The 25628-nt window shown below is 37.4% G+C and carries 21 protein-coding genes; 1 reads left to right on the forward strand and 20 read right to left on the reverse strand.

The window, feature by feature from the left end; translation table 11 throughout:
• Positions 1-289: 289 nt before the first annotated feature.
• The gene (gene lnt, locus G6N06_RS02480; protein ID WP_163514480.1) at positions 290-1879 is read left to right on the forward strand and encodes an apolipoprotein N-acyltransferase; all 1590 of its coding nucleotides are present in this window, start codon (positions 290-292) and stop codon (positions 1877-1879) included.
• 1433 nt (positions 1880-3312) lie between these two features.
• Here lnt and G6N06_RS02485 read toward each other — a convergent pair.
• The 20 genes from G6N06_RS02485 to wecB form a co-directional block, all read right to left on the reverse strand.
• Positions 3313-4704, reverse strand: coding sequence for an exopolysaccharide biosynthesis polyprenyl glycosylphosphotransferase (locus G6N06_RS02485; protein ID WP_163514481.1), 1392 nt, complete (start codon positions 4702-4704; stop codon positions 3313-3315).
• Positions 4705-5053: 349 nt separating this feature from the next.
• On the reverse strand, positions 5054-5212 hold the full coding sequence (locus G6N06_RS02490; protein WP_163514482.1) for a hypothetical protein: 159 nt from the start codon (positions 5210-5212) through the stop codon (positions 5054-5056).
• 24 nt (positions 5213-5236) lie between these two features.
• Positions 5237-6259, reverse strand: a complete 1023-nt coding sequence (locus G6N06_RS02495) for a glycosyltransferase family 4 protein (RefSeq protein ID WP_240337947.1) — start codon at positions 6257-6259, stop codon at positions 5237-5239.
• Complete coding sequence (locus G6N06_RS02500; RefSeq protein ID WP_163514483.1) at positions 6204-7601, reverse strand: O-antigen ligase family protein; 1398 nt, start codon at positions 7599-7601, stop codon at positions 6204-6206. The genes G6N06_RS02495 and G6N06_RS02500 overlap by 56 nt, the downstream gene beginning before the upstream one ends.
• 40 nt (positions 7602-7641) lie before the next feature.
• On the reverse strand, positions 7642-8715 hold the full coding sequence (locus tag G6N06_RS02505; RefSeq protein ID WP_163514484.1) for a glycosyltransferase: 1074 nt from the start codon (positions 8713-8715) through the stop codon (positions 7642-7644).
• Between the two features lie 530 nt (positions 8716-9245).
• Positions 9246-10370 carry a glycosyltransferase family 4 protein gene (locus G6N06_RS02510; RefSeq protein ID WP_163514485.1) on the reverse strand — a complete coding sequence of 375 codons (1125 nt, stop codon included), beginning with the start codon at positions 10368-10370 and terminating at the stop codon, positions 9246-9248.
• Between the two features lie 10 nt (positions 10371-10380).
• Entirely contained in the window at positions 10381-11319 is a 939-nt protein-coding gene (locus tag G6N06_RS02515; RefSeq protein WP_163514486.1) for an FkbM family methyltransferase, read from the reverse strand.
• Positions 11306-12397 carry a glycosyltransferase family 4 protein gene (locus G6N06_RS02520; RefSeq protein ID WP_163514487.1) on the reverse strand — a complete coding sequence of 364 codons (1092 nt, stop codon included), beginning with the start codon at positions 12395-12397 and terminating at the stop codon, positions 11306-11308. The genes G6N06_RS02515 and G6N06_RS02520 overlap by 14 nt, the downstream gene beginning before the upstream one ends.
• Before the next feature lie 144 nt (positions 12398-12541).
• Complete coding sequence (locus G6N06_RS02525; protein ID WP_163514488.1) at positions 12542-13537, reverse strand: glycosyltransferase family 2 protein; 996 nt, start codon at positions 13535-13537, stop codon at positions 12542-12544.
• A complete protein-coding gene (locus G6N06_RS02530) occupies positions 13538-15067 on the reverse strand; it encodes a glycosyltransferase family 2 protein (RefSeq protein WP_163514489.1) in 1530 nt (509 codons plus the stop codon).
• Positions 15064-16203 carry a glycosyltransferase family 4 protein gene (locus tag G6N06_RS02535; protein WP_163514490.1) on the reverse strand — a complete coding sequence of 380 codons (1140 nt, stop codon included), beginning with the start codon at positions 16201-16203 and terminating at the stop codon, positions 15064-15066. Before G6N06_RS02535 ends, G6N06_RS02530 begins: the two co-directional genes overlap by 4 nt.
• A 70-nt stretch (positions 16204-16273) precedes the next feature.
• On the reverse strand, positions 16274-16849 hold the full coding sequence (locus G6N06_RS02540; RefSeq protein ID WP_163514491.1) for an acyltransferase: 576 nt from the start codon (positions 16847-16849) through the stop codon (positions 16274-16276).
• Positions 16849-18231 carry a UDP-glycosyltransferase gene (locus G6N06_RS02545; RefSeq protein ID WP_163514492.1) on the reverse strand — a complete coding sequence of 461 codons (1383 nt, stop codon included), beginning with the start codon at positions 18229-18231 and terminating at the stop codon, positions 16849-16851. Before G6N06_RS02545 ends, G6N06_RS02540 begins: the two co-directional genes overlap by 1 nt.
• Positions 18228-19172, reverse strand: a complete 945-nt coding sequence (locus G6N06_RS02550; protein WP_163514493.1) for an NAD(P)-dependent oxidoreductase — start codon at positions 19170-19172, stop codon at positions 18228-18230. Before G6N06_RS02550 ends, G6N06_RS02545 begins: the two co-directional genes overlap by 4 nt.
• Complete coding sequence (locus tag G6N06_RS02555; RefSeq protein WP_205334712.1) at positions 19147-19848, reverse strand: acylneuraminate cytidylyltransferase family protein; 702 nt, start codon at positions 19846-19848, stop codon at positions 19147-19149. The genes G6N06_RS02550 and G6N06_RS02555 overlap by 26 nt, the downstream gene beginning before the upstream one ends.
• The gene (gene neuC / locus G6N06_RS02560; protein WP_163514495.1) at positions 19848-21005 is read right to left on the reverse strand and encodes a UDP-N-acetylglucosamine 2-epimerase; all 1158 of its coding nucleotides are present in this window, start codon (positions 21003-21005) and stop codon (positions 19848-19850) included. Before neuC ends, G6N06_RS02555 begins: the two co-directional genes overlap by 1 nt.
• Positions 21002-22000: an N-acetylneuraminate synthase family protein gene (locus tag G6N06_RS02565; RefSeq protein WP_163514496.1), complete on the reverse strand. Its 999-nt coding sequence runs from the start codon at positions 21998-22000 to the stop codon at positions 21002-21004. Before G6N06_RS02565 ends, neuC begins: the two co-directional genes overlap by 4 nt.
• Positions 22001-22010: 10 nt before the next feature.
• Complete coding sequence (locus G6N06_RS02570) at positions 22011-22940, reverse strand: glycosyltransferase family 2 protein (RefSeq protein ID WP_163514497.1); 930 nt, start codon at positions 22938-22940, stop codon at positions 22011-22013.
• Positions 22930-24192: a glycosyltransferase family protein gene (locus tag G6N06_RS02575; protein WP_163514498.1), complete on the reverse strand. Its 1263-nt coding sequence runs from the start codon at positions 24190-24192 to the stop codon at positions 22930-22932. The genes G6N06_RS02570 and G6N06_RS02575 overlap by 11 nt, the downstream gene beginning before the upstream one ends.
• Complete coding sequence (wecB, locus tag G6N06_RS02580) at positions 24189-25295, reverse strand: non-hydrolyzing UDP-N-acetylglucosamine 2-epimerase (RefSeq protein ID WP_163514499.1); 1107 nt, start codon at positions 25293-25295, stop codon at positions 24189-24191. The genes G6N06_RS02575 and wecB overlap by 4 nt, the downstream gene beginning before the upstream one ends.
• Positions 25296-25628 lie beyond the last annotated feature (333 nt).

Raw genomic sequence — 25628 nt, forward strand, 5'->3', positions numbered from 1 at the left:
CGGACGGGCAGGATTGTTTCAGATTTCTGGTTCCTGGTTTCTGGTTTTCTGCCGCCACAGTAGCAATGACTTCAATCATGAGTATTGAACTATGAACCCTGATTCTTATTTCCCTCCTCTAGAGCAGACATACATTAATCCTGAATCCTGAATCTTGAACTCTAAACCCTGAAATGTCTCTTGATCTTGGCGTCTTGGTTCTTGGCTCCTTATTCTTTATTCTTTATTCTTAATAATTTGTTCTTAATACATATTACTAATTCTTTAAATTTGTTCGTAAATTTCCCCAATGAAAAACTTCGTCCTCGCCATACTCTCGGGATTACTTTTAGCCTTTGCTTGGCCCACCTACGGATTTCCTGTCTTACTGTTTATTGGGTTTGTACCCATTTTGTTGGTGGAGCGCCACGTCCGACAATCCGTTATCAGATGGAAAAAGATGTCGATCTTCGGGTATAGCTACCTCAGCTTTGTCATCTGGAATTTCATCACCACCAATTGGCTTCAATATGCCGATGTATTTGGTGCCAGCTTCGCCATCTTGGTAAATTCAATGCTCATGGCCCTGCTGATGGTCCTATATCACAGCATAGCAAAACGCGCTACAGTTAACATCAGTTTGTTGTTTTTGATGTGCTTATGGATGGCCTTCGAAAAACTACATTTAGGATGGGATTTCTCCTGGCCTTGGCTGAATTTGGGCAACGGGTTTTCTGAGTATTACACCTGGATCCAATGGTATGAATACACCGGGACCTTTGGAGGCACCTTATGGGTTTGGCTCGTGAACATTTTGGTTTATAAGTTGATTGTAAAATATCAGGCTCAGAAATCTATAAAAAGTATTACATCTGAAGGCATCACCGTATTGGCGGTGATTATGTTGCCCATTTTAATCTCCTTATCCATCTATTATTCCTACACCCTTGAAGGTGACGAAGTGAACGTCATTGCCCTACAGCCCAATATCGATCCATATTCCGAAAAATACAATGTATCCAATGAAGAAATTGCCGATATGTTGTTGAAGCTGGCAGATACCAAAATAAATGCGCAAACAGACCTTATTGTCGCTCCAGAAACGGTATTTGCAGACAACGTCAAGATCACACAGTTGGAAAATGCCTATTTCAAACGAAAACTGGACGTATATCTTTCTGAACATCCCAATCTTAATATTTTAACCGGTATATCGTTTATTAATTTCATCACGGACAAATCACAGATCAAAAAACAATCCAACTATCATAAAAGCGGATTTTGGTACGACGATTACAATTCGGCCATGATGCTCAACGGAAGTGGCGATGTGCAGCTCTACCACAAATCAAAATTGGTGGTGGGCGTAGAAACTTTGCCTTATCAAGCCATTATAAAACCAATCATTGGCGATTTCATGATTGATCTTGGCGGCACATTGGCCATGAAAACCACTCAAGAAGAACGCACGGCATTTACAACCTCCAATCCCAACTTAAAGGTGGCTCCCATTATTTGTTACGAATCGGTTTATGGCGAATTTGTTACGGGATACATTAGAAATGGCGCCAATGTATTGGCCATCATTACCAACGATGCATGGTGGGGAGAAACCCAGGGTCATAAACAACATCTAAGCTACGCAAGACTACGCGCCATTGAGACCCGTAGGGACATTGTCAGAAGTGCCAATACAGGAATCTCCGCACTGATCAATGCCAAAGGCGACATCACCTCATCATTGGCCTATAACACACAAGGGGCCTTATCAGGAACGATAACCACCAACGAAAAAACTACCTTTTATACTTGGGCAGGCGATTATATTGCAAGGATTGCCATATTTATTGCGCTGTTTGTGTTTCTGATTACGATGTTTAGGAAGAGTAGGATTTCATAGGTTTGGGGGTTGGGTGCAAGATTTAGGGTTCAAGATTCAAAGTTTCGAGTTTAACCAACAACCCGCCCAAACCTAAAAAGGTACGTTCGGACAAGTCGTTAATTTCGACTTCGCTTCGCTACGGACGGGCAGGCGTTAAAAAATCATCAATCAAAAATCATCGATCTCCAATCGTTAATCGTTAATCTTCAACCCGCCCCTACCCAAAAAGGTACGTTCGGGCGAGTCGTTAATCGTTAAGAGCCAAGAGAGGATAAAAAGTTTAGCAATGACTTTTTTGGGCTTTGCCCCCAGCCCCTAAAGGGGGATTAGGGACATTCATTAATCATCAACTCGCCCATGCCTGGAAAGGCACGTTCGGACAAGTCGTTAATCCCGACTTCGCTTCGCTACGGACGGGCAGGCGTTAAAAAATCATCAATCAAAAATCATCGATCTCCAATCGTTAATCGTTAATCATCAACCCGCCCCTACCCAAAAAGGTACGTTCGGGCGAGTCGTTAATCGTTAAGAGCCAAGAGAGGATAAAAAGTTTAGCAATGACTTTTTTGGGCTTTGCCCCCAGCCCCTAAAGGGGGATTAGGGACATTCATTAATCATCAACTCGCCCATGCCTGGAAAGGCACGTTCGGACAAGTCGTTAATCCCGACTTCGCTTCGCTACGGACGGGCAGGCGTTAAAAAATCATCAATCAAAAATCATCGATCTCCAATCGTTAATCGTAAATCATCAACCCGCCCCTTACCTAATAAGGCACGTTCGGACAAGTCGTTAATTTCGACTTCGCATCGCTACGGACGGGCAGGCGTTAAAAAATCATCAATCAAAAATCATCGATCTCCAATCGTTAATCGTCAATCTTCAACCCGCCCTTACCCAAAAAGGGACGTTCGGGCAAGTCGTTAATCGTTAAGAGCCAAGAGAGGATAAAAAGTTTAGCAATGACTTTTTTGGGCTTTGCCCCCAGCCCCTAAAGGGATGAGGAGGGATTTAGCTTTTGGAACAACGAATAACGGTCAACTCTATTCAGGGACATTCAATAATCATCAACCCGCCCATGCCTGGAAAGGCACGTTCGGACATGTCGTTAATGGTTAAAAAATCATCAATCAAAAATCATCGATCTCCAATCGTTAATCGTTAATCATCAACCCGCCCCTACCTAATAAGGTACGTTCGGACATGTCGTTAATGGTTAAAAAATCATCAATCAAAAATCATCGATCTCCACTCGTTAATCGTTAATCTTCAACCCGCCCCTTACCTAACAAGGTACTTTCGGACATGTCGTTAATGGTTAAAAAATCATCAATCAAAAATCATCGATCTCCAATCGTTAATCGTTAATCTTCAACCCGCCCCTTACCTAACAAGGTACGTTCGGGCGAGTCATCAATTCCCAATCAAAAATCGTAAATCGTAAATCCCCAATCTACTGTCCCCTATAATACAACACCGTACTCATGGTTTTCACCATAATATTCAGATCGAGAAATAGACTTCGGTGCTTAATATAAAATAAGTCGTATTGCAATTTCACAAGACTCTCATCGACAGAGCCTCCATAGCGCGTTTTTACCTGCGCCCATCCGGTCAAACCTGGTTTCACAATATGTCGGGTTTCATAAAACGGAATGGTCCGTGAGAGTTCATCTACAAAGAATTTCCGTTCCGGCCTTGGGCCAATCATGCTCATCTCGCCTTTGAGGACATTAAAAAATTGGGGGATTTCGTCTATTCTACTGCGTCGCAGAAATTTTCCGAATTTAGTAATCCGTACATCATCCACCCGCGCCCATTCGGCACCATTGGTCTCGGCATTGACGATCATGCTCCTCAACTTAACAATCTTAAAAACCTTCCCATTCTTCCCCACCCGTTCCTGTCTATAAAGCAAAGGCCCCCTATTCCCGAACAGGTTTCCTATCAAAACGAATGGTAAAATTAAAATCCCGGAAACCAACCCTACAATTGAAAAAATGATGTCAATAACCCGGTTAAAAAAGAGATATAATTTATTCTGGTTGCTTCGGCTAAAAGGGAAATACTTATAAAAGTCCTTGCCAACAAATTGGATGGGCACCCGATGGGTAATCTCTTCATATACCTGGGTGTATTCCCTAATGGTAAAACCGCGCTCCAAAAGCTGCATGAGATCACTATAGATTTCCGCAGTGATGGTCTCCGAATTAAAACTGGCTACCACGACTTCCGAAATCTGCTCATCAATAATAACCTGCATCAGGTCATTGGATTGAAACTCCTTAACTCCCTTAAACTTTACGGGAAGTTCCTTTGGAAATTCGCAATTCACAAACCCAACGATCTTATAATGCGGATCGGATTGGCTTAGCGCATTGATAAAGGCTTCCACATAGGTCACCTCCCCCACCAACAGTACTTTTTTATAAAATCGGGGAGAGGCAATCAAACTGACATAGGCGACCCGCCAAAAAAATATACTAATGATGATGGTCAAATAAAAATAGACAATCTGAAGGCGTTTCTCGGGTAAAAAAGGCGTCAATACAGGCGTCAAAAAATAAAACAATACGCTGGTGGAAACCATAAGTACAATGGTCCTAAAGGTCACATCCAACTGACTCGATTTCTGCAAGTCATAAATTTCAAAAACCGTCCCGAAAACTGCCAAATACAACAATAGAAGAAAAATGGCGACGCTATTCTGCCAGGAAATCTCAAGATAGGTATAATCAAAAAAGAGACCGAGCAAGTATAACCCGAAAACAACCATGATCAAATCCATTCCACGGAGCAAGAGTTTGCGCTCTGAAACTTGAAAATGAATTCCTTTTTTTGACATCTGTTAAAATAAACTTAAAGCGAAGATACTAAGTCTCCACAATTCTACAAGTCTACAACGGTTTTTAATTAAAATGTCAGCAATAATAGTCTACAGTCCGCAGTACTCAGTCCGTTAATGCCTAAATAACGTTTAAGAATTTCTACATTAATAGTCAAAATTAATTATAAAATCCAAGGTCCTTTGCGAACCTTTGTGTCTCCCCTGTCCGACGAAGTCATTCAGGCGGGCGGCAGGCTGGCTTGTGCAACTTTGCGTCATAGCTATTTGACAATAGGAATTATTCAGCCTTTCCGTGATAGGTCATCCATAACAAATCAACAATCTTAAATCATCAACCCGCCCCTACCTAAAAAGGTACGTTCGGGCAAGTCGTTAATCTAAAATCATCAATCATCAACCCGCCCCTACCTACAAAGGTACGTTCGGGCAAGTCGTTAATCATCAACACGCCCACACCTAAAAAGGTATATTCGGGCGAGTCGTAAATCGTAAATCTCAAACTCATAACTCATAACTCATAACTCTGAACTCATAACTCATCCCTCCCCAACAACGCCTCCCAAAGCCCTTTCACTCTGCTCCAATCAAAGCTCTCCACCTTGTTCCTCGCCCTAACAACCCTCGCCTCCGTCCGAACCACATCCTCAAATAGCGAACAAATCGCATCCACCATAGCCACTTTATCACTAGGAGCCACCAAAAGCCCATCCACCCCATCCTCTATCAAATACGGCATACCGCCCACATTGGTTGACACTACTGGAAGTCCCAAAGCCATAGCTTCAATGACGCTTACCGGCATATTATCAAAATTGGTGGTATTGATAAACACATTATAATCTTTTGAAAGTGTAATCCATTCTGCCTTTGTGAGTTTTCCAGTAAACGTAACGGACACACGAAGTCGTTCCGCTAAGGCCTTCATCTCAGCCAAACTCCCATCAGCATCGGGTCCTACCATACATAAAGTTGCATCATAACCACGTTGCCTAAGTTCATGCAACACCTTGACCGCCAAAGTCGGATTATAAATTTCAGAAAAGGAGCGCACCCACAAAAGTCGGGGTGTATCATAGGTTTTTTTGTGTTGTGGATAATTTTCGAGGCTAATGGTATTGGGAATATACACCACATTTTTATAGCCAAACGCTTCAAAGCTTTCTTTTAAATATAAGGACGGGGAGACATTGGCATAAGCATTCTTAAAAACCCATCTGGACAATTTAGGTGAGCTTTTTAAACGGTTTGGCAAGTTACCACCGTGCAGAATGGGAATATAAGGCAATTTCAAAACTCGGCACAACTGACTGACCAACACGGCATAATAAAAATTCTGAGTGCTGTAGGTGTCAATGAGTACGAGGTCTGTCTTTTTACGGAACCTTAAAGTAGTCCCTAACATGTCCAGAAGCCTGAGTACTTTATTGGTTTTATTGGAGGTATAACGCACTTCATAGCCACCTTGCTCTAGCAATGGCCCCAAAACTTCACTGTAACTAAGATTGGTCTGTGAGTTTTGGAGATGGTTTCCGACGAAGACTAGGTTTTTCATTAGTGACATGTAAAAGTGATAATCCGTATAAAAAAGCGGGTGCGGCAATCCGCATGGCGGAGTGGTTGATGGTGGCAAACCAAAAGGCCAAAAACGAATAAAAAAAGATATTGTTCCGATGTCGACTCCTGAAATCCAATGGTTTTAAGATGAGGATCATCAAAATGATAACACCAAACATCCCGTGTTCTGAAAGCACGCGGCTAATCTCATTATGGGAAGCGATAATCGTACCTTCCGAAATCAACCGCTCTTGTTTCATGCCACTAGCGCCTACCCCCAAAAATGGATGCTCTTGAAAACCTTCAAATTCATGGACAAAGAGCTCCACTCGACCGGTGGACATATCGATTTTTTCGCGTCCAGCCGCATCTTGATTGGCATAACGGTTACCGACCAGGCCACTCGATTGATTCAAACTGATGATCCAAGTAATCACCCCTACAAAGACCAACAAAAAAACGGAAGCCATAATCTGCTGTTTTTGACGGAACTTGGCACCGCCATAATAAATCACCAAGAAGGCTGCGATCATAATTAAGGCTCCAAAAACACCACCCCTGCTTAAGGTCACCAAGGCTCTAAAGGATACGGCTGCCAAAAGAAATAAATTAAAAACTTTTAGAAACAGACTGGGTGATTTCATAAAAAAGCGAACCGTCAAAGCAAACATTCCCAAGCCCAATAGGGTTGATACTTGATTGGGACCAAAGCCTCCAGAAGTCGCAAAACTTGAACCTGTTGACGTCAGGACTTCCTTGACACTTGGGTTGTATAAAAAAATATGTGTGGTCATAGCAATAATCGGATAACTCAAGCAAGCTACAATCTGCAACAAAACCTCTTTACTCACTTTTTTATCATAACAATACAATGCCGAAACGCCCAAACAGACAGGGCCGCTCAACACAAAAGCAACACTGGTCCTAAAATTAAGATCATAGCCCAAAGTAGTAGAAGCCACCAACACCGCTGGCACCATCAAAATGAGATAGATAAAGTAGGGGTAGGCTTTTCCTGATATGCCATCATAAAACATTCCCATCCCCATCAATAAAATCACAAAATACTTAGAGAATTCATAAAACAGACCGCCTCCGGTCATTCTAAAAAGAGACTCCGCGGCTACGATATAAGTGGCTCCAAATAACACCCATATCACTTTTTCATGTTTAGGCATCACAATGATCTTGAAGATAAAAAACACACAAACCACGGTGAAATACAATTTTGAAAACTGCGGGATCATATTGATAAAAATGCCCATGATGATGTGCAGCACAATCAAGGCCACATAGGCATCATTGGTAAACCGGTAACAATAGCGTTGTTTGGCTTTCATAGGACTAAAATATCAAGGGCCTGCAAAATACTGCATTTTTTTAGAGTTGGGAATAAAAGGACAGCAATTTATCCTTAACCGCCATTGCTGAGAACTGCTCCAAAACATGCCGGTTAATCATTTTGCCTGTTGTTATTCGTAAGTGTTGGTCAGAAATCAAAACCATCATCTGTTCCGCCAACTGTTCAGAATGGTTTGGAGCCACCAAAAACCCCTGGCACACTTCGGGAAATACGCTACTGCAATCGCCCACATTGGTAGCCACAATAGGCAATTGCCCGAGTCCGTATTCCAATAATGCCAAAGGCAGACCTTCTGAGGAAGAGGATAAGATGCCAATATCAACTTGTTGAATTATGGCACTGGAATCTGGACAGCTGCCATAAAAGAAGACTTGATGCCCTAAATCCAGCTCCGCGACCAATTGATACACAGATTCGGAATATCTATCCTTAAAGTCCTGACCCACACAATGCAAGCTCCAATCGGGGTGATGTTCAAGAATCAATTTAAAAGCATTTAAAAGATTATGATGATCTTTTTGAGGCCTCAGATTTGCTAAACATAATAGTCGTTTTCCTTGAATTCCCTTGAGCTGCGTTACTTTCGATATTTCACTTTCCTGAATGGCAAAATTGGGGAGATAAGCCACATTTTTACATTTCAAGTTTTTTTTCGCCCAAGTTTCCAACACCCTATTCACACTCAAAATCAAGGAGAAAGACCGTGAGCAAAACTTTAATACGCCATATTTACGTTTTTCCAAACAGACACTATCTCCATAATGGTCATGCCAAACAATTTTCAAACCTGGAATTGACCATTTCATGAGCGTTGCCATAAAAAAAGAAGTAGAATGTGCGTGGATAATGTCAATCTGCTCCTTTAGGAGATACCGTCTTAATTTGATCATGGCAGGCCAATCAATTTGACGCTTTTTATTCAAAAACATATACGAAACCTCGGGCGATAGTGATGCTTTCAAAAGTCCTTCCTTCCGGGTGGCACATAGATAAGAACGCTCAAGAGTTTCAGACAGCATATTGGCAATATTGACCGCCATCCGCTCTGCCCCACCTGCTTCCAAACTATCAATCAATTGCATTACACGCATGGGATTATTCTTTATTGGTATTAATTATTTTTTATTAATATTAACTATTGTTTATTGGGGCAACTTCAATTTCGATTTCAATTTATTGCCCAATCCCCAATAGCGTCATTGAGAGCTTGACTGGCGGCTGACAGGGACGCAGGACGAAGCAATCTTTAGGTTCGAACAAGGAATCAAGTTAAGTAGACCATCAGACACTACTCAAAACTTCACTCAACAACCAAGTCTCGGACTCACAATCAAAAGATTGCCACGGTCGTTCCTCCCTCGCAATGACCAATCGCAGCATGCGGAACCCTCCAGCTACTTACATTTCAAAAGTCCCCTTAGGGCAAGTTATAATTCCCTGTTTAGAGTTGACTATTTTTAATTAATTTTCATAGTCAAAAATAGTCATCAACTTATGTAATTAGCAGTCATCAATCAAAAATCAACAATCAACAACCCGCCCATACTTAAAAAGATACGTTCGGGCAGGTCGTAAATCTTAAATCTTAAATCTTAAATCGCATATCGCAATCACCTTATCCCTAATCCCTCACAAATAACACCCCCCTAATATCCTCCTCCAACCGATCAAAGGTATATTGTTGCGACCATTCCAAGGCCGCCTTCGCCATGGTATCCAAATCGGCATTATTCAAGGCTGTCACAATCTGGGAAACGGCGGTTTCCAATTCAGGTTCAATTAAGATGCCTCGCGTGCCATCGCCAAGCATCCAGCCGACGCAAGAAACGGGTGTTGCGATGGGAATACATCCAAAAAACATCCCTTCGGCCACCGCCTTGGGCCAACCCTCACTTTTGGACGGCAGAATATTAAAATGGGCGTCCATCAAAGAGGCTTTGACCACCCTTTTATCCTGGTTGCCGTAGAGAAAAACAACAGTTTCCAAACCGTTCCTCTTGACATAGTCTTGCAGTTCTGGCATTAAAGGGCCATCGCCGTACATATGTAATCTTACAGAAATTCCTTTTTGAAATAAACTCTCGATAATTTGAATGGTCAATAACGGGCGTTTTCCGACTACCAAAGCCCCGGCAAAAACAAAACTCAAAGGCTGAGTATAATCCTTCGGTTGAAATTCTATTTTTTCATCCTCATAATAGGTCGCCGATATAAAAGGCTGAATATTCGTGGTTTCATTAGGCCATTCGCCGTATACCAAGACTTGCATATTACGGGTCAAAAAAGTGTTTCGCAAGATGGTTTGCTGCAATCTGTAAGTCCATGGCTGATTGCTGTTGGGATCCCAATTGCCGGCATATTTGGTCGATTTCTTTTTATTTGGGAAAAAGATTTGGGTAAAACAGGCCACCAAGCTCACGTTGGCAGGACATCTCAAATGGATATGATCGGCTTGGCGCATCACCTGGGCACATTTGAAAAATATATAGGGCACTTTAAAAAGTGTTGTAAAAATCGCCGCAATTCCTAAAATATTAAAATTAGGCACTGGAACAAATCTTAGCTTCTTGTGATGATAAGCAGTATCAATACCCTCAACCTCATTTGATGGTTTTTTGATACCCACCACAATCACCTCATCAGCGTACTTCCCCCAAAGATTCATTTCATTGATATACGGCGCATAACCGTAATACCGGCCATCCTTAAAACTGTGTTGGACTAATGTAAATATGGCTAACTTCATTAATTGAATTTCAAAAAAATATGTTACGAAAAAACGGATTAAACGCATTTAAGAATAATGCTTTATTTATAGAACTGACCAAGTTTATTTTATTTTTTGGAATACATAGCCAGTTCTTATTATCCTTTGTTGAATATTTAAAAACATCTATTTCTTTGAGCCTTGTTTTACCTACATAATAACATACGTAGTCTAAATCACAGAAATATTTATAAAAATCAACTAAACTTATATTGCCTCGACTCTGCATATAATTTTTATTTGCTTCAGCTACAATTATAGGCATATTCGTTTTAATTATCTTGGAAGCACCCAACAACACTTGGTATTCAAATCCTTCTACATCAATAGATACAAAAGAAATATTTTGTTTCGTCAATGACTCATCTAAGGTAACCACATTAAATTCCTCGAAGCTTTCATCTATATTATTACTATATATAATATGTCCAGATCCCGAGCTCTGTTTATCAGGAATCTTGAATTTTGCCTTCCCTGATTGATCGGATACTAAATCTGAGTAAATATTTAAATTTTCAAATTTATTCTCCATTTTATTCCTCAATAAGATGGTATAATTTATGGGTAAAGGCTCATAAGCAAACACCTTCATTCCAAACTTTCTTGCAACATCTGAAAAAGAAATTGTTTCTGTGCCTATATTCGCTCCAACCTCTACTATATGTCCTTTATATTTCTTTAGTACTTCATTAGAAATAATTATATTCCTCCAATCGAAATAACCATGAACACTAAACTTAAATGCATGGAAATCTGAAGTATTGCCATAAAAATAACTCCCAGTAAAACTTTTAGTCTTAAAATCTAAATTCAAGGATTCCCCTTCTGATATTTTTATAATAAGATTACGAACCTTTTGAGAACCAATTGGCGGTAACCATTTACAAATTAATTTTGCAAATCGATACTTTATTTTAACGTTCATCATGAATCATATTCTTAAAATATAAATAATCTCTTTTAATTGCCATTTCAGTTTCGAAACATTCCAAAAACCGCTCATATCCAGCAGTTGTCAATTGATCTCTTAACTTATTATTCTCAATTGCACAATTGAGTTTATTTGCCAAATCTTTATAATTATGCGTTTCAAATAACAATCCGGTTTTATTATGAATAATGATTTCCTTTATACCAGTATTATTGGCTCCAATAACCAAAGTTTTCATACTCATCCCCTCAATTAACGTAAAACCAAAAGCCTCAGTAACACTGGGAACAACGGCAATATAAGTCTTTTTAAATGCCTCTAATACAGATAATTTAGACATCGTTCCTTTAAAAAATACCCTTTCTTGTAAATTTAATGATGTCGTTAATTGCTTCAAATGTGCTTCTTCTGGACCATTTCCAATAATTATTAACTCAATATATGGATGTTTTCTTACTACTATATCAAATGCTTGGATTAAGGTTTCAACCCCTTTTGAATAATGCAATCTACCAACATAGGTAATTGTTTTTTTACAAATTCCGCTAGATGCAGGAATTGTTTCATAAACATCCTTAACCGAGTTAGGTATTACATAGATTTTCTTTTCGCTAACTTGGTAATTTAAAACCGCATCTTGTTTGGTTGCATTTGAATTGACAATTATTTTGGTTGCCAATTTGTAAATCATGGATTTCCTTTTTACTAATATGTTTTTCTGAGGAAACTGAGTTGTCAATGTTCTTATCCATGCAACTCTTAATTTAACTCCACACAAGAAACCTACGATTAAAAATAAATTAACCGAGTTAAAAACCGAAATAGTAAGGACTGGTTTATAAAACTTCATCTCTATGTAAAGAAATTTGGCATCGCGAAAAGTTGTAGGGCGTTTAGATGGCCAATATTTTAATATAATATCTTTTGGTAATATTAATTTTTCCGGTTTTTTCGTGTCCGAAAAGACAACAACTCTATAATTATTCTTAATAAATAATTCTGCCAATGCTAAAAAATAATCCGAAACAGATGTATTCAAAACAGAAAATGAAAAAAATATAACTTTATCATCCATGCATCAGATAATTTTAATTTCCTTTTCTAAAAATAAACTAACATAAAACATTTCTATCATATTTAATAATTTTCATGAGCAAGGAATTTAGCTTCATAGTTTTTTTTATATTATCCACATAAGCCTAAATTCAATCACAAATCATCAATCTTCAATCAAAGGTTTATTATACAAAAGGCTCCAACAACCGACTAAACGTCCTATGATATCATTAAAAGCTTCTTTGGGCCTATTCGTAGTGAATATATTTAAAAGTCTCATCGAAATTAGTAATAAATGTACAGAATACCATTTTAACTTCATCTTCAAATTTGGCTTTGGGTATTTAACTCTCCAAACGTACCAACCATTCCTAATCACCATTTTACCATATTTATATTTATTTGGACGTCCAAACGGCTCATGATAATGTGCCAATTGCGCAGCAGTGTTAATATATAAAAGACCTCTTTTTGTCAATCTTAAACAAAAATCGACGTCTTCATATAATCCATAACCTTCAAAGTAAGTTGAAAATCGCAGATCTTTAAAAACTGACATCTTATAAGATGAAACCCCTCCCATAAAATGTTCCACAGGGTATATTTTCCCTGAGGGCGGTAGGAAACCAACTGAACGTCCATGAGAAAAGCTAGGCAAAACACAAGGCGGTGTATCCGGACCAAGCCCAAACCAATGTCTAATCCGAAACCTCAAAGGTTCATTGCGCATCCAGCCGTCATAATAAAATCGTTTGGAATTTATTGAACCATCAGCTTTTTGCCAGTGCACTTCATTGCTAATATAGCCACCTACCCCCAAAGCGTTTGGATATTGATCATAGGTGCTCAACAACTGTTTAAAATAATTTACATTCAAAACAGTATCATCATCTAAAAAACAGATGGCCTCTGAATTTTGGTGCACTTTTGAAATCCCGTAATTACGTTGTTTGGTCAGACCTCTATGCTCATCATCAACTTTATGATAGACTAAATTCTTAAAAGGATGTTGCTTTAAATTTTGCTCAGTCTCACTATTTGTTGATCCATCTATGATTAAAATTTCATTTGGATAAAGAGTTTGCTTGTTTACTGAATTCAATAAATTCAATAAGGCCTTTGGTCGCATGTAAGTACAAATAATAAGCGAAAATTTCATCTACTCGGTTTTATACATTAACTGTTCAGCCCAAAATAGACTTAGTTTCCATTGTACATTCATAGTCCTTATATAAACTATAGGATTCTGTACTCCTTGTTTTTTATAAAATTTAAGATATAAGAGTGTCTTATAACCATTCATTTGTTGGGGAGACTTATGCTTCAAGTAATTTAACATCACTGTAGGCGATGGTTTTGGATGGATGGAGTTGTAAGTCCATGCGGTAGAGTGGACCGTTCTAAAGCCTCCTATTGGCGCTTTTAAATGATGTAATTGTACATGGGACAAATAGACGATATCCCATCCCAAACTTCGCAATTGCATCCCATAATCGCTGTCTTCACCAAAACCAAATTCAAATGCGGTATCAAAAGTAATTTTTTTAGCCCTTTTAGCTGCAACAATGCTACAACCAGAACCAAATGTAAACCACTGTAATGACGTTTGATGAAGTTCCTCTTCTCCTTCTCGCAAACAACTTAAAGTTACAGCTTCTAAATCGTAATTACTAATGGTTGTTAAAGCGTCTTTCAGAACATGAGGCTCAAAACGAATATCATCATCAGCCAAAAACAAAAATTCAGAATCAACTTCTTTCAATCCCAGATTTCTAGCGTTACAAGCTCCAGTCTGATGAATAAATTGATGTTTGATCTGGAATGGCCAGGCCTCTGAGTAAATAAATCCCAACGCACTTGAACTTTCAACATCTGGATTCTGCTCAACAATAATCACTTTGTTCGGAAGATGCGTTTGTTCGGCTAAATCTTTTAAAACGTCATGCAAATAGTTGGCACGTCCAATAGTGGGAATTATTACGTCAATAGAAGGTAAACTGTTTATTGAACCTGTCGTTAATGTTTCCAGTGGAATAATGTCTTCAAACATCCGTTTTCTATAAAATAGGCTATTCAGAAGAGGCAGTAATGTCAACTTTCGTTCATGCCACAAAAAATTCAAGCAGAGCAAAAAAACCCATCGGGTTCTGTAATGCTGTTTTACAAAGCGGAATAAGGTGAAAAGCCCTGCAGGCTTTTCTGAAAACTTATTTTGTTTTAGAAATAGGTTAGGTTCCGAATAACAAAACAAACCTTTTGGCATACCTTGTTTAGCAATGGAATTTAAATCATATTCAAAATCATTAGAAAACTTAAGGTCCTTAAATTTCAACAAACTTGTAGTATAAATAGCGCCAACTGTAGAATGCATCAACCAAGTTGGGTATTTTACTGAAGTCTTGACATTCACAAAAGGTGAGTTTTCCACATAACCAATAGCATCAGGTAAATAACATCCGTTACCATAAGAGATCATGATATTCTTTACCTTAAAACTCTTGGACACAGCTTTATGATTTAGTAGCTCTTTACAATCTAAACGACACCAAACTAAAATCCTATCATTACAAATTGAGGCAAGATGCATCAATGTTTTCAAGATATGCTTTTCTTCTACAAGAATCTTCTCTTGAAGTTGATGATCAAAAACAGAATCCACTTTATGGTTGTTATGATAAACAATAATCATAGGTTGATGATACTTTTATAGCATTCAATATTCCGCTTAACAATAACGGCTGTGGAAAAATATCTGATCACATGAGCCCTACCTGCTTTTCCAAACTGAGCACATTTATCAGGGTTATTTAATAACTCAACAATCCTCTCAGCATACAATTCATGGTCTTTAGGGTTAACGGTATACCCAGTAACACCATCCATCATTAATTCATTGGCCCATCCAATATTTGAACTCACCAAAGCCTTTTCCATGGCCAAGCTTTCCAGCCAAGTCATCGGGAAGGCCTCGGCAAAACTTGGCAACACCACAACTTGGGAACTTGCAATATAGGTTTGAATCTCAGCATACGGTACTTCATCCAAATGTTTCATTCTCTTTTTGGCTTCATCAGATAACAAACTCATAAATAGTGATAGTGTTGAAACCTTTTCAAAAACATCAAGAGTATCCTTCCCAATAAGTAAAAGCGTGCTGCGTGGCACTTTTTCAACAACCTTATTAAAAATTTTCGCCAACTCCAATATGCCTTTCTTTCTAATGAGTGTTCCAAAATATAATATTTGGCCTTGGTTGATTACTAAATCTAATGGTTTAAAATCATCCGTATTGATACCATTAGGAATAGTAACTATTGGTTGATTTAATCTAAAAAGTTCTTTTGTAAGTTCCCCCGTAAATGAGCTTACTGAAGCAATGGCATCAGCACTTTTAAGCGCTGTTTTCTCCAAAAAACGATTTTTCCATTTTTGTTTTCTGTCCTCCAAATGGCAGAAATAACCATCACTGCCGTGCAGTCGAATAACAAGTGGTATCTTAAATTCCATAAAAGCAGAAATCCCTGTCCAATCAGGCGCCTCAATGAGGTCAATACTTTCTTTATCAATATGTTTTTGGATGATTCTTTGATAGCGTTTACGTTCCAAGTACCAGTTAAAAGCCCCATGTTTTTGTTTAGCAATACTTATAATATTTATGTCTTCATCTATAAAATTGGTATCCTTTTGTTGCCCAACAACAAATACAGTTACTCTAACACCCTGAGCAATTAATCCTCTGGCTAGGTTTTTAATACTGGTGCCCAAGCCACCCGACCTACTGAGTTTGGAATTTGGATATTCTATCGATAGGAAAGCTATATTCAATTTAGATCTATTTTTTTTATTGACAAATAATGCCTCTATATTATAATGTTAATTAGATTATTTTGCTAATCTAAACTATAAACCCCTTTTTATTACTGGTTTGATTTAGTGTATTTAACATTTCTTGTTTTTGCTTAGAATCCACTCCTGCATTCAGAGTAAAACGTTCATCAAAACGTGGCGAAGATTTTAAAAGAGTTCTTTGTGTATCAATATAATCACTTGTTTTACCTACTACTTGCGCTGGCACACCACTCACCAAAGTGTTTTCAGGAACATCTTTGGTCACCACACTTCCAGCGGCAATAATAACATTATTACCTATAGTCACTGACGGCATAATTATACTATTTGCACCAACAAAAACATAGTCTCCAATTGTTACTGGTCCAATTTTAGTATACTCTAAGGCGTGTTTGGTACTAGCATCATGACACAATATTTGAACTCTTGGTGCTATGGTCACATAATTCCCAATAGTAATTAACCAACAATGTGTATCATCCAATATCACATCTTTTTGCATATTAAAATGAGTTCCTACACGCAATCCTCTTCCTTTAAGCTTTTCCAAATAATCACTGTTATTTTCAACACCTGCAAGACGTCTGAAAACTGATTTTACATACTGTTTTAAAGCATTCATTATTGGTCAATTATTTTTTCTATTTGTCTAAAAATTTGTTCCGAAGCATTTGTTGGGTACGCATTAATTTTAGCAAACCATTCATTAGCAAATGTCATATTGTTTGACTCCAAGACATCAAGTATAACTCTTTCAAAATCATTTTTATGATTCACCCAAAACACCTGCTCATCATTTGGCATGGATTGAAAGTGAATATACTTATATATTTTTTTGATGGTCCAACTTTCATCATTTTTTTCAATAGTATCATAGTTTAAATACGCACAAGGATTATTATGGATAGCAAAATCAAAAACCATTGAAGATCCAACATTTACCACTAAAATAGCATGTTTCGAAATATTCGCCAATAAACCCATGTCTTCTGGAGTAGGCATGATGGTCTGCCAAGTAGTACCGTATTTTCTCCATAAAGGATCTATGACTCTTATCACATCCTTATAAGTTTGCAATACATTGTCAAATCGATCAGAGAAATCGACAGGGCAGCGCCTAAAAATAATCCCTAAAGCACAACCTTTTTTATTTAGTTCAATAACGCTCTTGGCTAAATCTTCAAGATAATAAGGATCATTTGGAGAAGTTGTAATATCATCACCAGAAAAACAAATATATTTTTTCCCGCAATCTAATTCGTAAGCGCTAAAAAAATCTTTCCTCGATTTAATTGAATGGCTATAATGAGGTTGAAATTGAGGTGTTCCAACAATCTTGATTTGATTCTCATTTATATGCGGGTAATAACTTATTAGTTCCTTTTTCATGTGAGCACTCCATACAAAATAATAATCGGCCATGACTACCATGGTCGCCTTTGGCAAATTATCCCATGAAAAAATAAAGGTTGCCGTTGGAATACCCAAATCTTGAGCTGCAAGAAGTGGCGCAATAGCTTTAATGATTCTTTGGTTAGTACAAAACACAAAATCAGGTTGATGTTCTTGAAGCTGTAATTTTGCTTCGCGATATGCTTGAGTAGATCGTTCTAGTTGAGCTACTTTCTTGTTTATTTTAAGAACACCCTTGGCTGAATTATATCTTATTTTAAAAAACTTAATTAAAAATTGTTTGACAAAACTTTTAAAATCCGAAATTTTCCCCGGAAAAATATATTTTAGATAGATCTCGTTTTCTGAGTTTCTATAACTCAAACCTAATTCAATTTGTTTTTTTGCGTTATGATATAAATCTGATAAAGGGTGGTTCTTAGAACTTGGCAATTCTAATTCTTTACAATTATAATTTTCTGCAATGGGATAGTTAGTATGATTCCAATAAATGATATCATGACCTTGCAATTTACCCTGTTTCAAAAAATCGGTAAATAAAAAATTGCGTAAACTTACACCATCAGTAGCCAAGATTAATATTTTTTTCATTTATCCTCAATTAAAACAGTTCGAAATTTATGAGACACATAGTCTTCGGTCATCTGCATTGATTCGTAGGTTGCACCTGCAATATGTGGAGTAATCAATACATTATACCCTTGGTTCATAAGCACTACCATCTTATTTTCTATTGACTTACCTTCCAATTCATCCGTTAGGACATCAAGTGCACATCCTTTGATTTTTCTTTCTTTTATTAAAGTGGCCAAAGCAGCTTCTTCAATAACCGAACCCCTGGAGGTGTTAAGAAGTAAGGACTCACTATGCAAATTGGATAAAAGTTGGGCGTTTATAAAACCTTCATTTAATTCAGCGGGAATATGTATAGAAATAACATCTGCCCATTGAAAAAGTGCTTCTGCCGTTTCGAACCTTTCACCAATTTCTGGATTAATCTTCTTTTTATCATAAAATCCTATCTGCATCCCAAATACTTGTCCATATTTAGAAACTTGAGCTCCGACGCGGCCCATCCCCAAAATTCCAAGTTTTTTCCCACTTAAATTGTTACCTTTAAAGGCATCTCTTCTCCAATACCCTTTTTTAACATCATCAATCGCATTCGGGATATGTCTTATTAATGCTAATAGCAATGCCCAGGTATGCTCTGCAGTTGACGGAATGCTGGTCAAAAATTCCGTTTCACCTTGGAGTGAAATGATTTGTCCACCTCTACTCTTAAAGTAAGCACCATCAATATGATCTAAACCAGTTGTCGCCGTTAATATATATTTGAGTTGAGAAGCTTGTTCCAATAGTTCTTTATCAATCTTAAACCCCAGTCTTATAAATGCAGCATCTACCGGTTTTAATGCAGCAATAAGTTCTGCTCTGTCCTTAATATCAGAAATGACAACAGTTCCTAAAGATTTAAGAATTTCAATTGCTCTGCTACTAAAATGCTCAGACTCCGTTATTAGTATTTTCATTTTTAAAATCGTTGTATAGTAATTCGGCTAATAACAAATCACGTGGACTATCAATATTAGCTAGCCAATTGACATCCATAACATAGGCCTTTTTATTTGCTACCATTAAGGTCTTTTCTCTCAAAAAAGCTTCGGTTTTAACCGCATAAAAACACCCGTTTCTAAAAAAAACAGGATCCAAGTCCTGCCTTCTACTTGTTTCACCAAATTGAGTTAAAGGTTTCATTGATAAATCCGTATCTAAGGTGTACATCCGAGCTGGGTGTATGTCATGCATAGGGACCACAGAAATCACTGCATTTAAAGAAGCATCGTTTTCAAACATTGAAATAATTTCATCCAATTGTTTGGAAGTACGTAAAGGTGAAGTGGGTTGCAATAAAACGATAACCTCATAGTTGCCTAATTCTTTTAAGGCATGTTCAATCGCCAAAACAACATTGCTCTCATCTCGCGCCAAATCCTGAGGCCGATGTATCAATTCAACATCTTTGTGTTTTATGGTCTCTAATATCCTTATGGAATCTGAAGTCATAGCAGTACAATCAATTTTTTTGGCACCTCTCGCACAATCCACGGCGTGTTCTATTAAAGTTTTACCTCCTAATAGTTTAAGATTTTTATCAGGAATACCTTTTGAGCCTCCACGAGCTGGAATAAGAGCTAAAACTTTCATCAATACATAATGGTTTTATGAAAGCGCAATTCAATGGTCGCTAAAATATTGGCAATTTTCTTACCACTATTCCCATCGCCATAAATAGTACTACGCTTATTTTTAGGATTTTTCAATTGCTCTAAAATTGCTGATTTAATAGGAACCCCGTCATAGGGCACGTCAATGGTATTTAGTCCACGTTCCCTCCTGTGTTGCCGTGTACCGATATTCACCACAGGAATTCCTAAATAAGAACATTCTCGAATCCCCACACTACTATTTCCTATTAAGCATTGGCTGTGGTACAACAACTTTAAAAAATCAATAGCATCCATATTCTTGAAAAACCGAATATGCTTTGGATCGTGTTTTTCTCTATAGGAACGAATCCCATTGGAAGTGCCATCAGAGCCCGCATCTACATTGGGCCAAAACCAAAAGGTTGGGATTCCCAATTCGTTAATAACATTAAGTGTAGTTGTGATATCTGACCTTGCTTGATCATATTCATTGGTCACAGGATGCTGCAACACTACCAAATAGTTTTCTGGCATTTCGGTCAAACTACCTACGCCGCCATATTTTGAGATGGGATTAAAATCCAGTTCAGTCTGGTCTATCAATCCATGGGCAATATCTATGGACGGACACCCCGTATTAAAAACAAAATCAGCATCTTCGCCTAACCTAATTACACGTGCTTTGGCCTCTTCTGAAGCCACCAAATGAATATCCGCCAGCTTGGTATTGGCATGCCTTACTTTTTCATCGATATTCCCCGTCACCTCTCCACCTTGCAAATGCACCAAAGGGATGTTCTGATAAGCAGCAGCAATAGATGTCGCAATAGTTTCAAACCGATCGGCAATAGTGATCACCGCATCAGGTTTTAAATTATAAAACACATTGGCAAGTTCCATCACCCCTAAACCGGTGGTTTTGGCCATGGCGGTTTTGTTCTCGCCTTCCAGAACCATAAAAACCCGCTCATCAATTTTAAATCCGTCGCGCTCTATATAATCTGCGGCGTTGCCATAGCGGTCCAATAAAGCTGAACCTGCTACAACCAGTTGTAATTCCAATTCCGGATGCTCATTGATTGCTCTTAGTGCTGTTTTTACTCGGCTATAAGACGGACGTGCAGTAATGACTACACATATTTTACGTTTTGTCATGCGATATCTTCACTGTTTAAAAAATCCCATTGGGCTTTGTCCTGTTTTAACGTTTTTCCAATAACCTCCATAAACTTAGTGGCTGGAATTCCTTTTTCGGCAGGTTTCTTTGCTTCCAAATCATCAAAAGATAAAATGTGTCCTTTAGAAAGATTTTTATTGATGGCTAATGATTTTTCAAATATAAGCTTCAGATCTTTAAAAACTAAATTGTCGTCTTTATCTACGGGATTTGCGATGGCCAAGTTAATATTTCTTACCGCCTCAACCAATTGCTTCGTTTCATCTATAGTCAATGATGCCGACACGTCTGGCCCAAACATTTCTTTATTAAACACCACATGAAATTCTAAAATTTCAGCACCTAAAGCAGTGGCGGCAATGCAGGTTTCTATTTTAGCGGAATGGTCAGAATAACCAACCATAACCCCATATCGTTGTCTTAGCTCCTGTATCACATTTAATCCGAATTGTTCAGGACTGGTTGGATAGGCTGTAGTACATTGTAGAATTGACAATGGAACACCGCGTTCTTTTAAAAATGAAACCGCACTATCCAACTCTATATATGAACTCATTCCAGAAGATAAAATCACAGGCTTTTTCGTTTGTGAAATTTTTTCAAGTAGTAAGAAATTAGTGATCTCACCAGAACCAATTTTATAGCGCTCTACACCAACTATCTCTAATAAATCCACAGCTGCATTACTAAACGGAGAACTCATAAATTCAAGTCCAACCGTATCGCAGTGTGCTTTTAATTCTTTCCATTGTTCAAGAGTAAACTCCATGCGTTTCCAATAGTCAAATCGTGACCTATCCTGCTTTGAAAACTTAATTCTAAAGGGTTCAAAGCTGCTACTTTCCGCATCAGCGATATGGGTTTGAAATTTAACAGCATCAACTCCAGTTTTTGCCAATGCATCTATATAGGCGTGCGCCATACCCAAACTTCCATCATGGGCTTGTGCTATTTCTGTTATTATAAATGTCATAGATTATTAATTAAGCTTCGGTTTTGTCGAACTTATCAGTAGGTTTCCAATATACCTTAGAAGATTGCAATTTATTAAATTCCCTGTACTCTTTTATGCCCATTCTATAATTCGAAAATATAAACTTCTGGTTATGCATCAACACATCCATTAACGCTTTTAATATGGCATTTGTAGCCCCCCAATTGCCTTTAAAAGTTTTTCTCTTTACCTGACTCCATAAACTGGAAAAGAAACTTTTAAACATAAGTCGTTTAGGATAACACAAAAAAAACAAATACCACCCAGAACTTAAAGAACGTCGCTGTCTGTTTAAATAATCTGAGTTAGATTTTCGCAAATTCATATTGACTCTGTGGTGGACCAAAATCTCAGGAAGATAGTGTACTTCCCAACCATTTCTAAAGAGCTGAATACTTGCAAATTGTTCCTCACCATAAAATTGAAACCACTCAGGATAATTTGGAATTGATTTCCAAGCCGCCATACGCCAAACATGACCGCACCCTACAAAACCATTGACCTGATGTGCTTTGTCTCCCGTGACCAGATTTTCAGGTTGTTCTAATCCCCAAAACACCCGAAAAGCAATTAATCCACAGCTTGATTTCTTATCAAAATATTCTTCTATGACATCTAAATTTTTTGCAGATAAAAAATGGGCATCATCATCTAAAGAAATGGCATAAAGTGCTGATGTGTTGTTCAACATATAATTTCTGTTATATAAATAGCCTTTGCTTAACTTATTACTTATAAGATGTATTTTAGGGTAATTTGAGGATATATAAGCAGTAGTTCCATCGGTTGACCCATCATCACAAACCATACACTCAACTTCAGAGTCGTTATCAATTAGGAATGCGATGTTTTGAAGAGTTATTTTCAAATCATCTAATCTATTTTTGGTTGATATTAGAATAGAAAACTTAGTTGACATTTTGAAAAATATTTTGAAACTGTGATTCTAAGAATTTAACAGACACATAACCTTCTAAATCTGGTCTGTTTAATTTAAAGTTTTCTTTGTCAATCTTCCATTCATTATACAGCCGTCCCAACAATGATGCAATACGCTCTATATCATCAACTTCAGACCAATAAGGATAATTTTCTCCTAGCAATCTTTTGGTTTCACTGTAAAATGGTCCTAATGCCAAAATTGGTTTATTGGCAAACACGCAATGTGGGAATTTACCAGGCAAAAAAGGGCTGATTTCTGATTTTGATTCCAAAATAATATTTACGCTAACATTGTTTTGGACTATGGATGCTTCATGATAAGGCACATTTCCATGACTATAATAGAGTTGCGAAATATTGGATGCATATTCCAATAGTAATTGTTCATAATCAGAAGCCCTTCCAAGTAAAACTAATTGACTATTACTCTCAGCGTCAGGACATCTTTTTAAAAACATGACATACCCTTCAATAAGGCCAATGGGTGGGCGTTGTTTCATTAAATTTCCAGCATGCAAGATTGAAAAATAATTGCTTTTTAAGTAATGAGGAATTTTTACCTCATCTACAAATGATCCCATAAGATGTTGATGAGGCACAACAATACCTGTTTTCAAGAAGTTCGGAAAATAACTGCCCATCCAATCTCTAAGCATAAGACTTGGAAATGCAGAATGCTCTGCCTTCTCAGAAACATCTTTAAAAAAGCGTTCCTTACTTTTATATCCATCTTCGATCCAATTGTAGGGTCTTGGATAGAAATGAAACGGATAAGGATCATGTACATAAGCCATCCATTTACCATATAGATTTGGCAATCTCAACAAAGCATGATGTGTTCTGAAACTAGCACCTTTACTAAGTGTAATGACCAAGGCTTCATTTGAGTAATGTTTTCTCACAGCCTTGGCAATGCTTTTTGAGTCATTATAAAATGAGAATGAAAAACCAAAAACTGCATCAACCCGTTTAAAAATGTCAATTTTAAAATGCCTCAAAGTTAATCTCCTTACCCTACTTAATACATATGAAACATTAAATTTAAGCTCTTTGATGGGAATACAATGCACACCATCTATAGATGCAGGTCTTCTTGTGTAGTGCAGTACTGAAACATTATAACCAATGGTAACTAAGTTTTTAATTAAACCAATATTCACTTTACTGGCACTACTGTCATTAACATCAATAGATTCTATAACAATTAAAATGCGTTTATTGTCTTTCATCCTAGGATATTTCGAATTTGTTGAACAATTTGAGTGGCAGCAGTTCCATCACCGTAAGGGTTTTTAGACCCATTTACTCTTCTTTTCTCATCCAAAATAGCATTAGCATGTTTTGTTATTTGAGTAACTGAAGCACCTACCAATATAGAACATCCCGTTTCTACTCCTTCTGGTCGCTCAGTAACATTACGAGTTACTAAAACAGGTACGCCAAAACTTGGAGCTTCTTCTTGAATCCCGCCAGAATCAGAAATGACCAAAGCTGATTGGCTTAGTAACCACACCATTGTTGCATAATCTATTGGCTCAATTAGAATGATATTAGGATGATTACCTAATAAGACAGTTACTTGATTGTTTATATTAGGGTTTAAATGAACTGGAAAGACCATACATACATCACTCCTCTGAGCAATTTCTAAAAGCGCTTGACAAATTTGCTCAAACTTTTTTCCAAAATTTTCACGTCGATGACCAGTTACCAAAATTATTTTTTTATTAAAATCAATTTGTTCTTTTAAAACTTCCATTGCAGGTGATATAAAACCGTCATCAATTTTAAGTTTAGTCATATACAAGGCATCAACTATTGTATTTCCTGTAAGATATATTTGTGAGGATGGAATAAGCTCATTTAATAAATTCTGTTTTGCTCTAAATGTTGGAGCAAAATGAAAGTCGGCCAGTCTTCCCGTCAATTGTCTATTTATTTCTTCTGGAAAAGGAGCATATTTGTTATGTGTCCGTAATCCAGCTTCCACATGCCCGATTCTTATACCATGTTGAAATGCTGCCAATGCCACCATAGCCGATGTGGTAGTATCACCATGCACTAAAACTAAATCAAAACTTTCATCTCTAAAAACCGTATCCATTGCAGCTATAATTCGTGCACTAAGCTGATTCAAACTTTGATTAGTCTGCATTAAATTCAAATCAAAATTAGGTGTAATTTCAAAAAAGCTTAAGACTTGATCCAACATTTCACGATGCTGTGCGGTAACGCAAACTTTGTAATCTAAACCTTCTTTTTTTAGTGAATAACATACTGGTGCCATTTTGATGGCTTCAGGACGCGTACCGAAACAGACGAGTATTTTCAAGGCAACTATTTTTTTATTTAATTTCCATTATAAATTTAATGAACTATCAATCAGTTCCCAATAAATGTCCTTTCTAATAATAGTGGCTAGATTACCCGCTATAATAACGTTTTCATCCTCAAATACTTTTGTAACTACACTATCAATCTCTATTAAACTTTTTGAGTTCACTTTGGTTCGTGATGCAAAAATACAACTTGAGCCAATGAAAGTATCAATTCAATACTAATCGATAAGTCTTTAGTGCTTTTTTTGCTGTGGAAGTAACCATGCGTCCATAATTAACTATTCATTCCAGCTACCCAAGAATTATCATCAATACTTTTACTATTT

The sequence above is a fragment of the Gelidibacter japonicus genome (assembly GCF_010725055.1).
GTDB lineage: Bacteria > Bacteroidota > Bacteroidia > Flavobacteriales > Flavobacteriaceae > Gelidibacter > Gelidibacter japonicus.

What these genes read in the sequence shown, in the direction of transcription:
- G6N06_RS02495 (WP_240337947.1), bottom strand. Translation starts at nt 6,259, where the DNA reads ATGAAAAACCTAGTCTTCGTCGGAAACCATCTCCAAAACTCACAGACC.
- G6N06_RS02515 (WP_163514486.1), bottom strand. Translation starts at nt 11,319, where the DNA reads ATGATGAACGTTAAAATAAAGTATCGATTTGCAAAATTAATTTGTAAA.
- G6N06_RS02550 (WP_163514493.1), bottom strand. Translation starts at nt 19,172, where the DNA reads ATGAAAATACTAATAACGGAGTCTGAGCATTTTAGTAGCAGAGCAATT.
- G6N06_RS02545 (WP_163514492.1), bottom strand. Translation starts at nt 18,231, where the DNA reads ATGAAAAAAATATTAATCTTGGCTACTGATGGTGTAAGTTTACGCAAT.
- G6N06_RS02575 (WP_163514498.1), bottom strand. Translation starts at nt 24,192, where the DNA reads ATGAAAGACAATAAACGCATTTTAATTGTTATAGAATCTATTGATGTT.
- G6N06_RS02490 (WP_163514482.1), bottom strand. Translation starts at nt 5,212, where the DNA reads ATGAGTTTGAGATTTACGATTTACGACTCGCCCGAATATACCTTTTTA.
- G6N06_RS02530 (WP_163514489.1), bottom strand. Translation starts at nt 15,067, where the DNA reads ATGATTATTGTTTATCATAACAACCATAAAGTGGATTCTGTTTTTGAT.
- lnt (WP_163514480.1), top strand. Translation starts at nt 290, where the DNA reads ATGAAAAACTTCGTCCTCGCCATACTCTCGGGATTACTTTTAGCCTTT.
- G6N06_RS02485 (WP_163514481.1), bottom strand. Translation starts at nt 4,704, where the DNA reads ATGTCAAAAAAAGGAATTCATTTTCAAGTTTCAGAGCGCAAACTCTTG.
- neuC (WP_163514495.1), bottom strand. Translation starts at nt 21,005, where the DNA reads ATGACAAAACGTAAAATATGTGTAGTCATTACTGCACGTCCGTCTTAT.
- G6N06_RS02540 (WP_163514491.1), bottom strand. Translation starts at nt 16,849, where the DNA reads ATGAATGCTTTAAAACAGTATGTAAAATCAGTTTTCAGACGTCTTGCA.
- G6N06_RS02570 (WP_163514497.1), bottom strand. Translation starts at nt 22,940, where the DNA reads ATGTCAACTAAGTTTTCTATTCTAATATCAACCAAAAATAGATTAGAT.
- G6N06_RS02520 (WP_163514487.1), bottom strand. Translation starts at nt 12,397, where the DNA reads ATGGATGATAAAGTTATATTTTTTTCATTTTCTGTTTTGAATACATCT.
- G6N06_RS02565 (WP_163514496.1), bottom strand. Translation starts at nt 22,000, where the DNA reads ATGACATTTATAATAACAGAAATAGCACAAGCCCATGATGGAAGTTTG.
- G6N06_RS02555 (WP_205334712.1), bottom strand. Translation starts at nt 19,848, where the DNA reads ATGAAAGTTTTAGCTCTTATTCCAGCTCGTGGAGGCTCAAAAGGTATT.
- G6N06_RS02525 (WP_163514488.1), bottom strand. Translation starts at nt 13,537, where the DNA reads ATGAAATTTTCGCTTATTATTTGTACTTACATGCGACCAAAGGCCTTA.
- G6N06_RS02500 (WP_163514483.1), bottom strand. Translation starts at nt 7,601, where the DNA reads ATGAAAGCCAAACAACGCTATTGTTACCGGTTTACCAATGATGCCTAT.
- G6N06_RS02505 (WP_163514484.1), bottom strand. Translation starts at nt 8,715, where the DNA reads ATGCGTGTAATGCAATTGATTGATAGTTTGGAAGCAGGTGGGGCAGAG.
- G6N06_RS02510 (WP_163514485.1), bottom strand. Translation starts at nt 10,370, where the DNA reads ATGAAGTTAGCCATATTTACATTAGTCCAACACAGTTTTAAGGATGGC.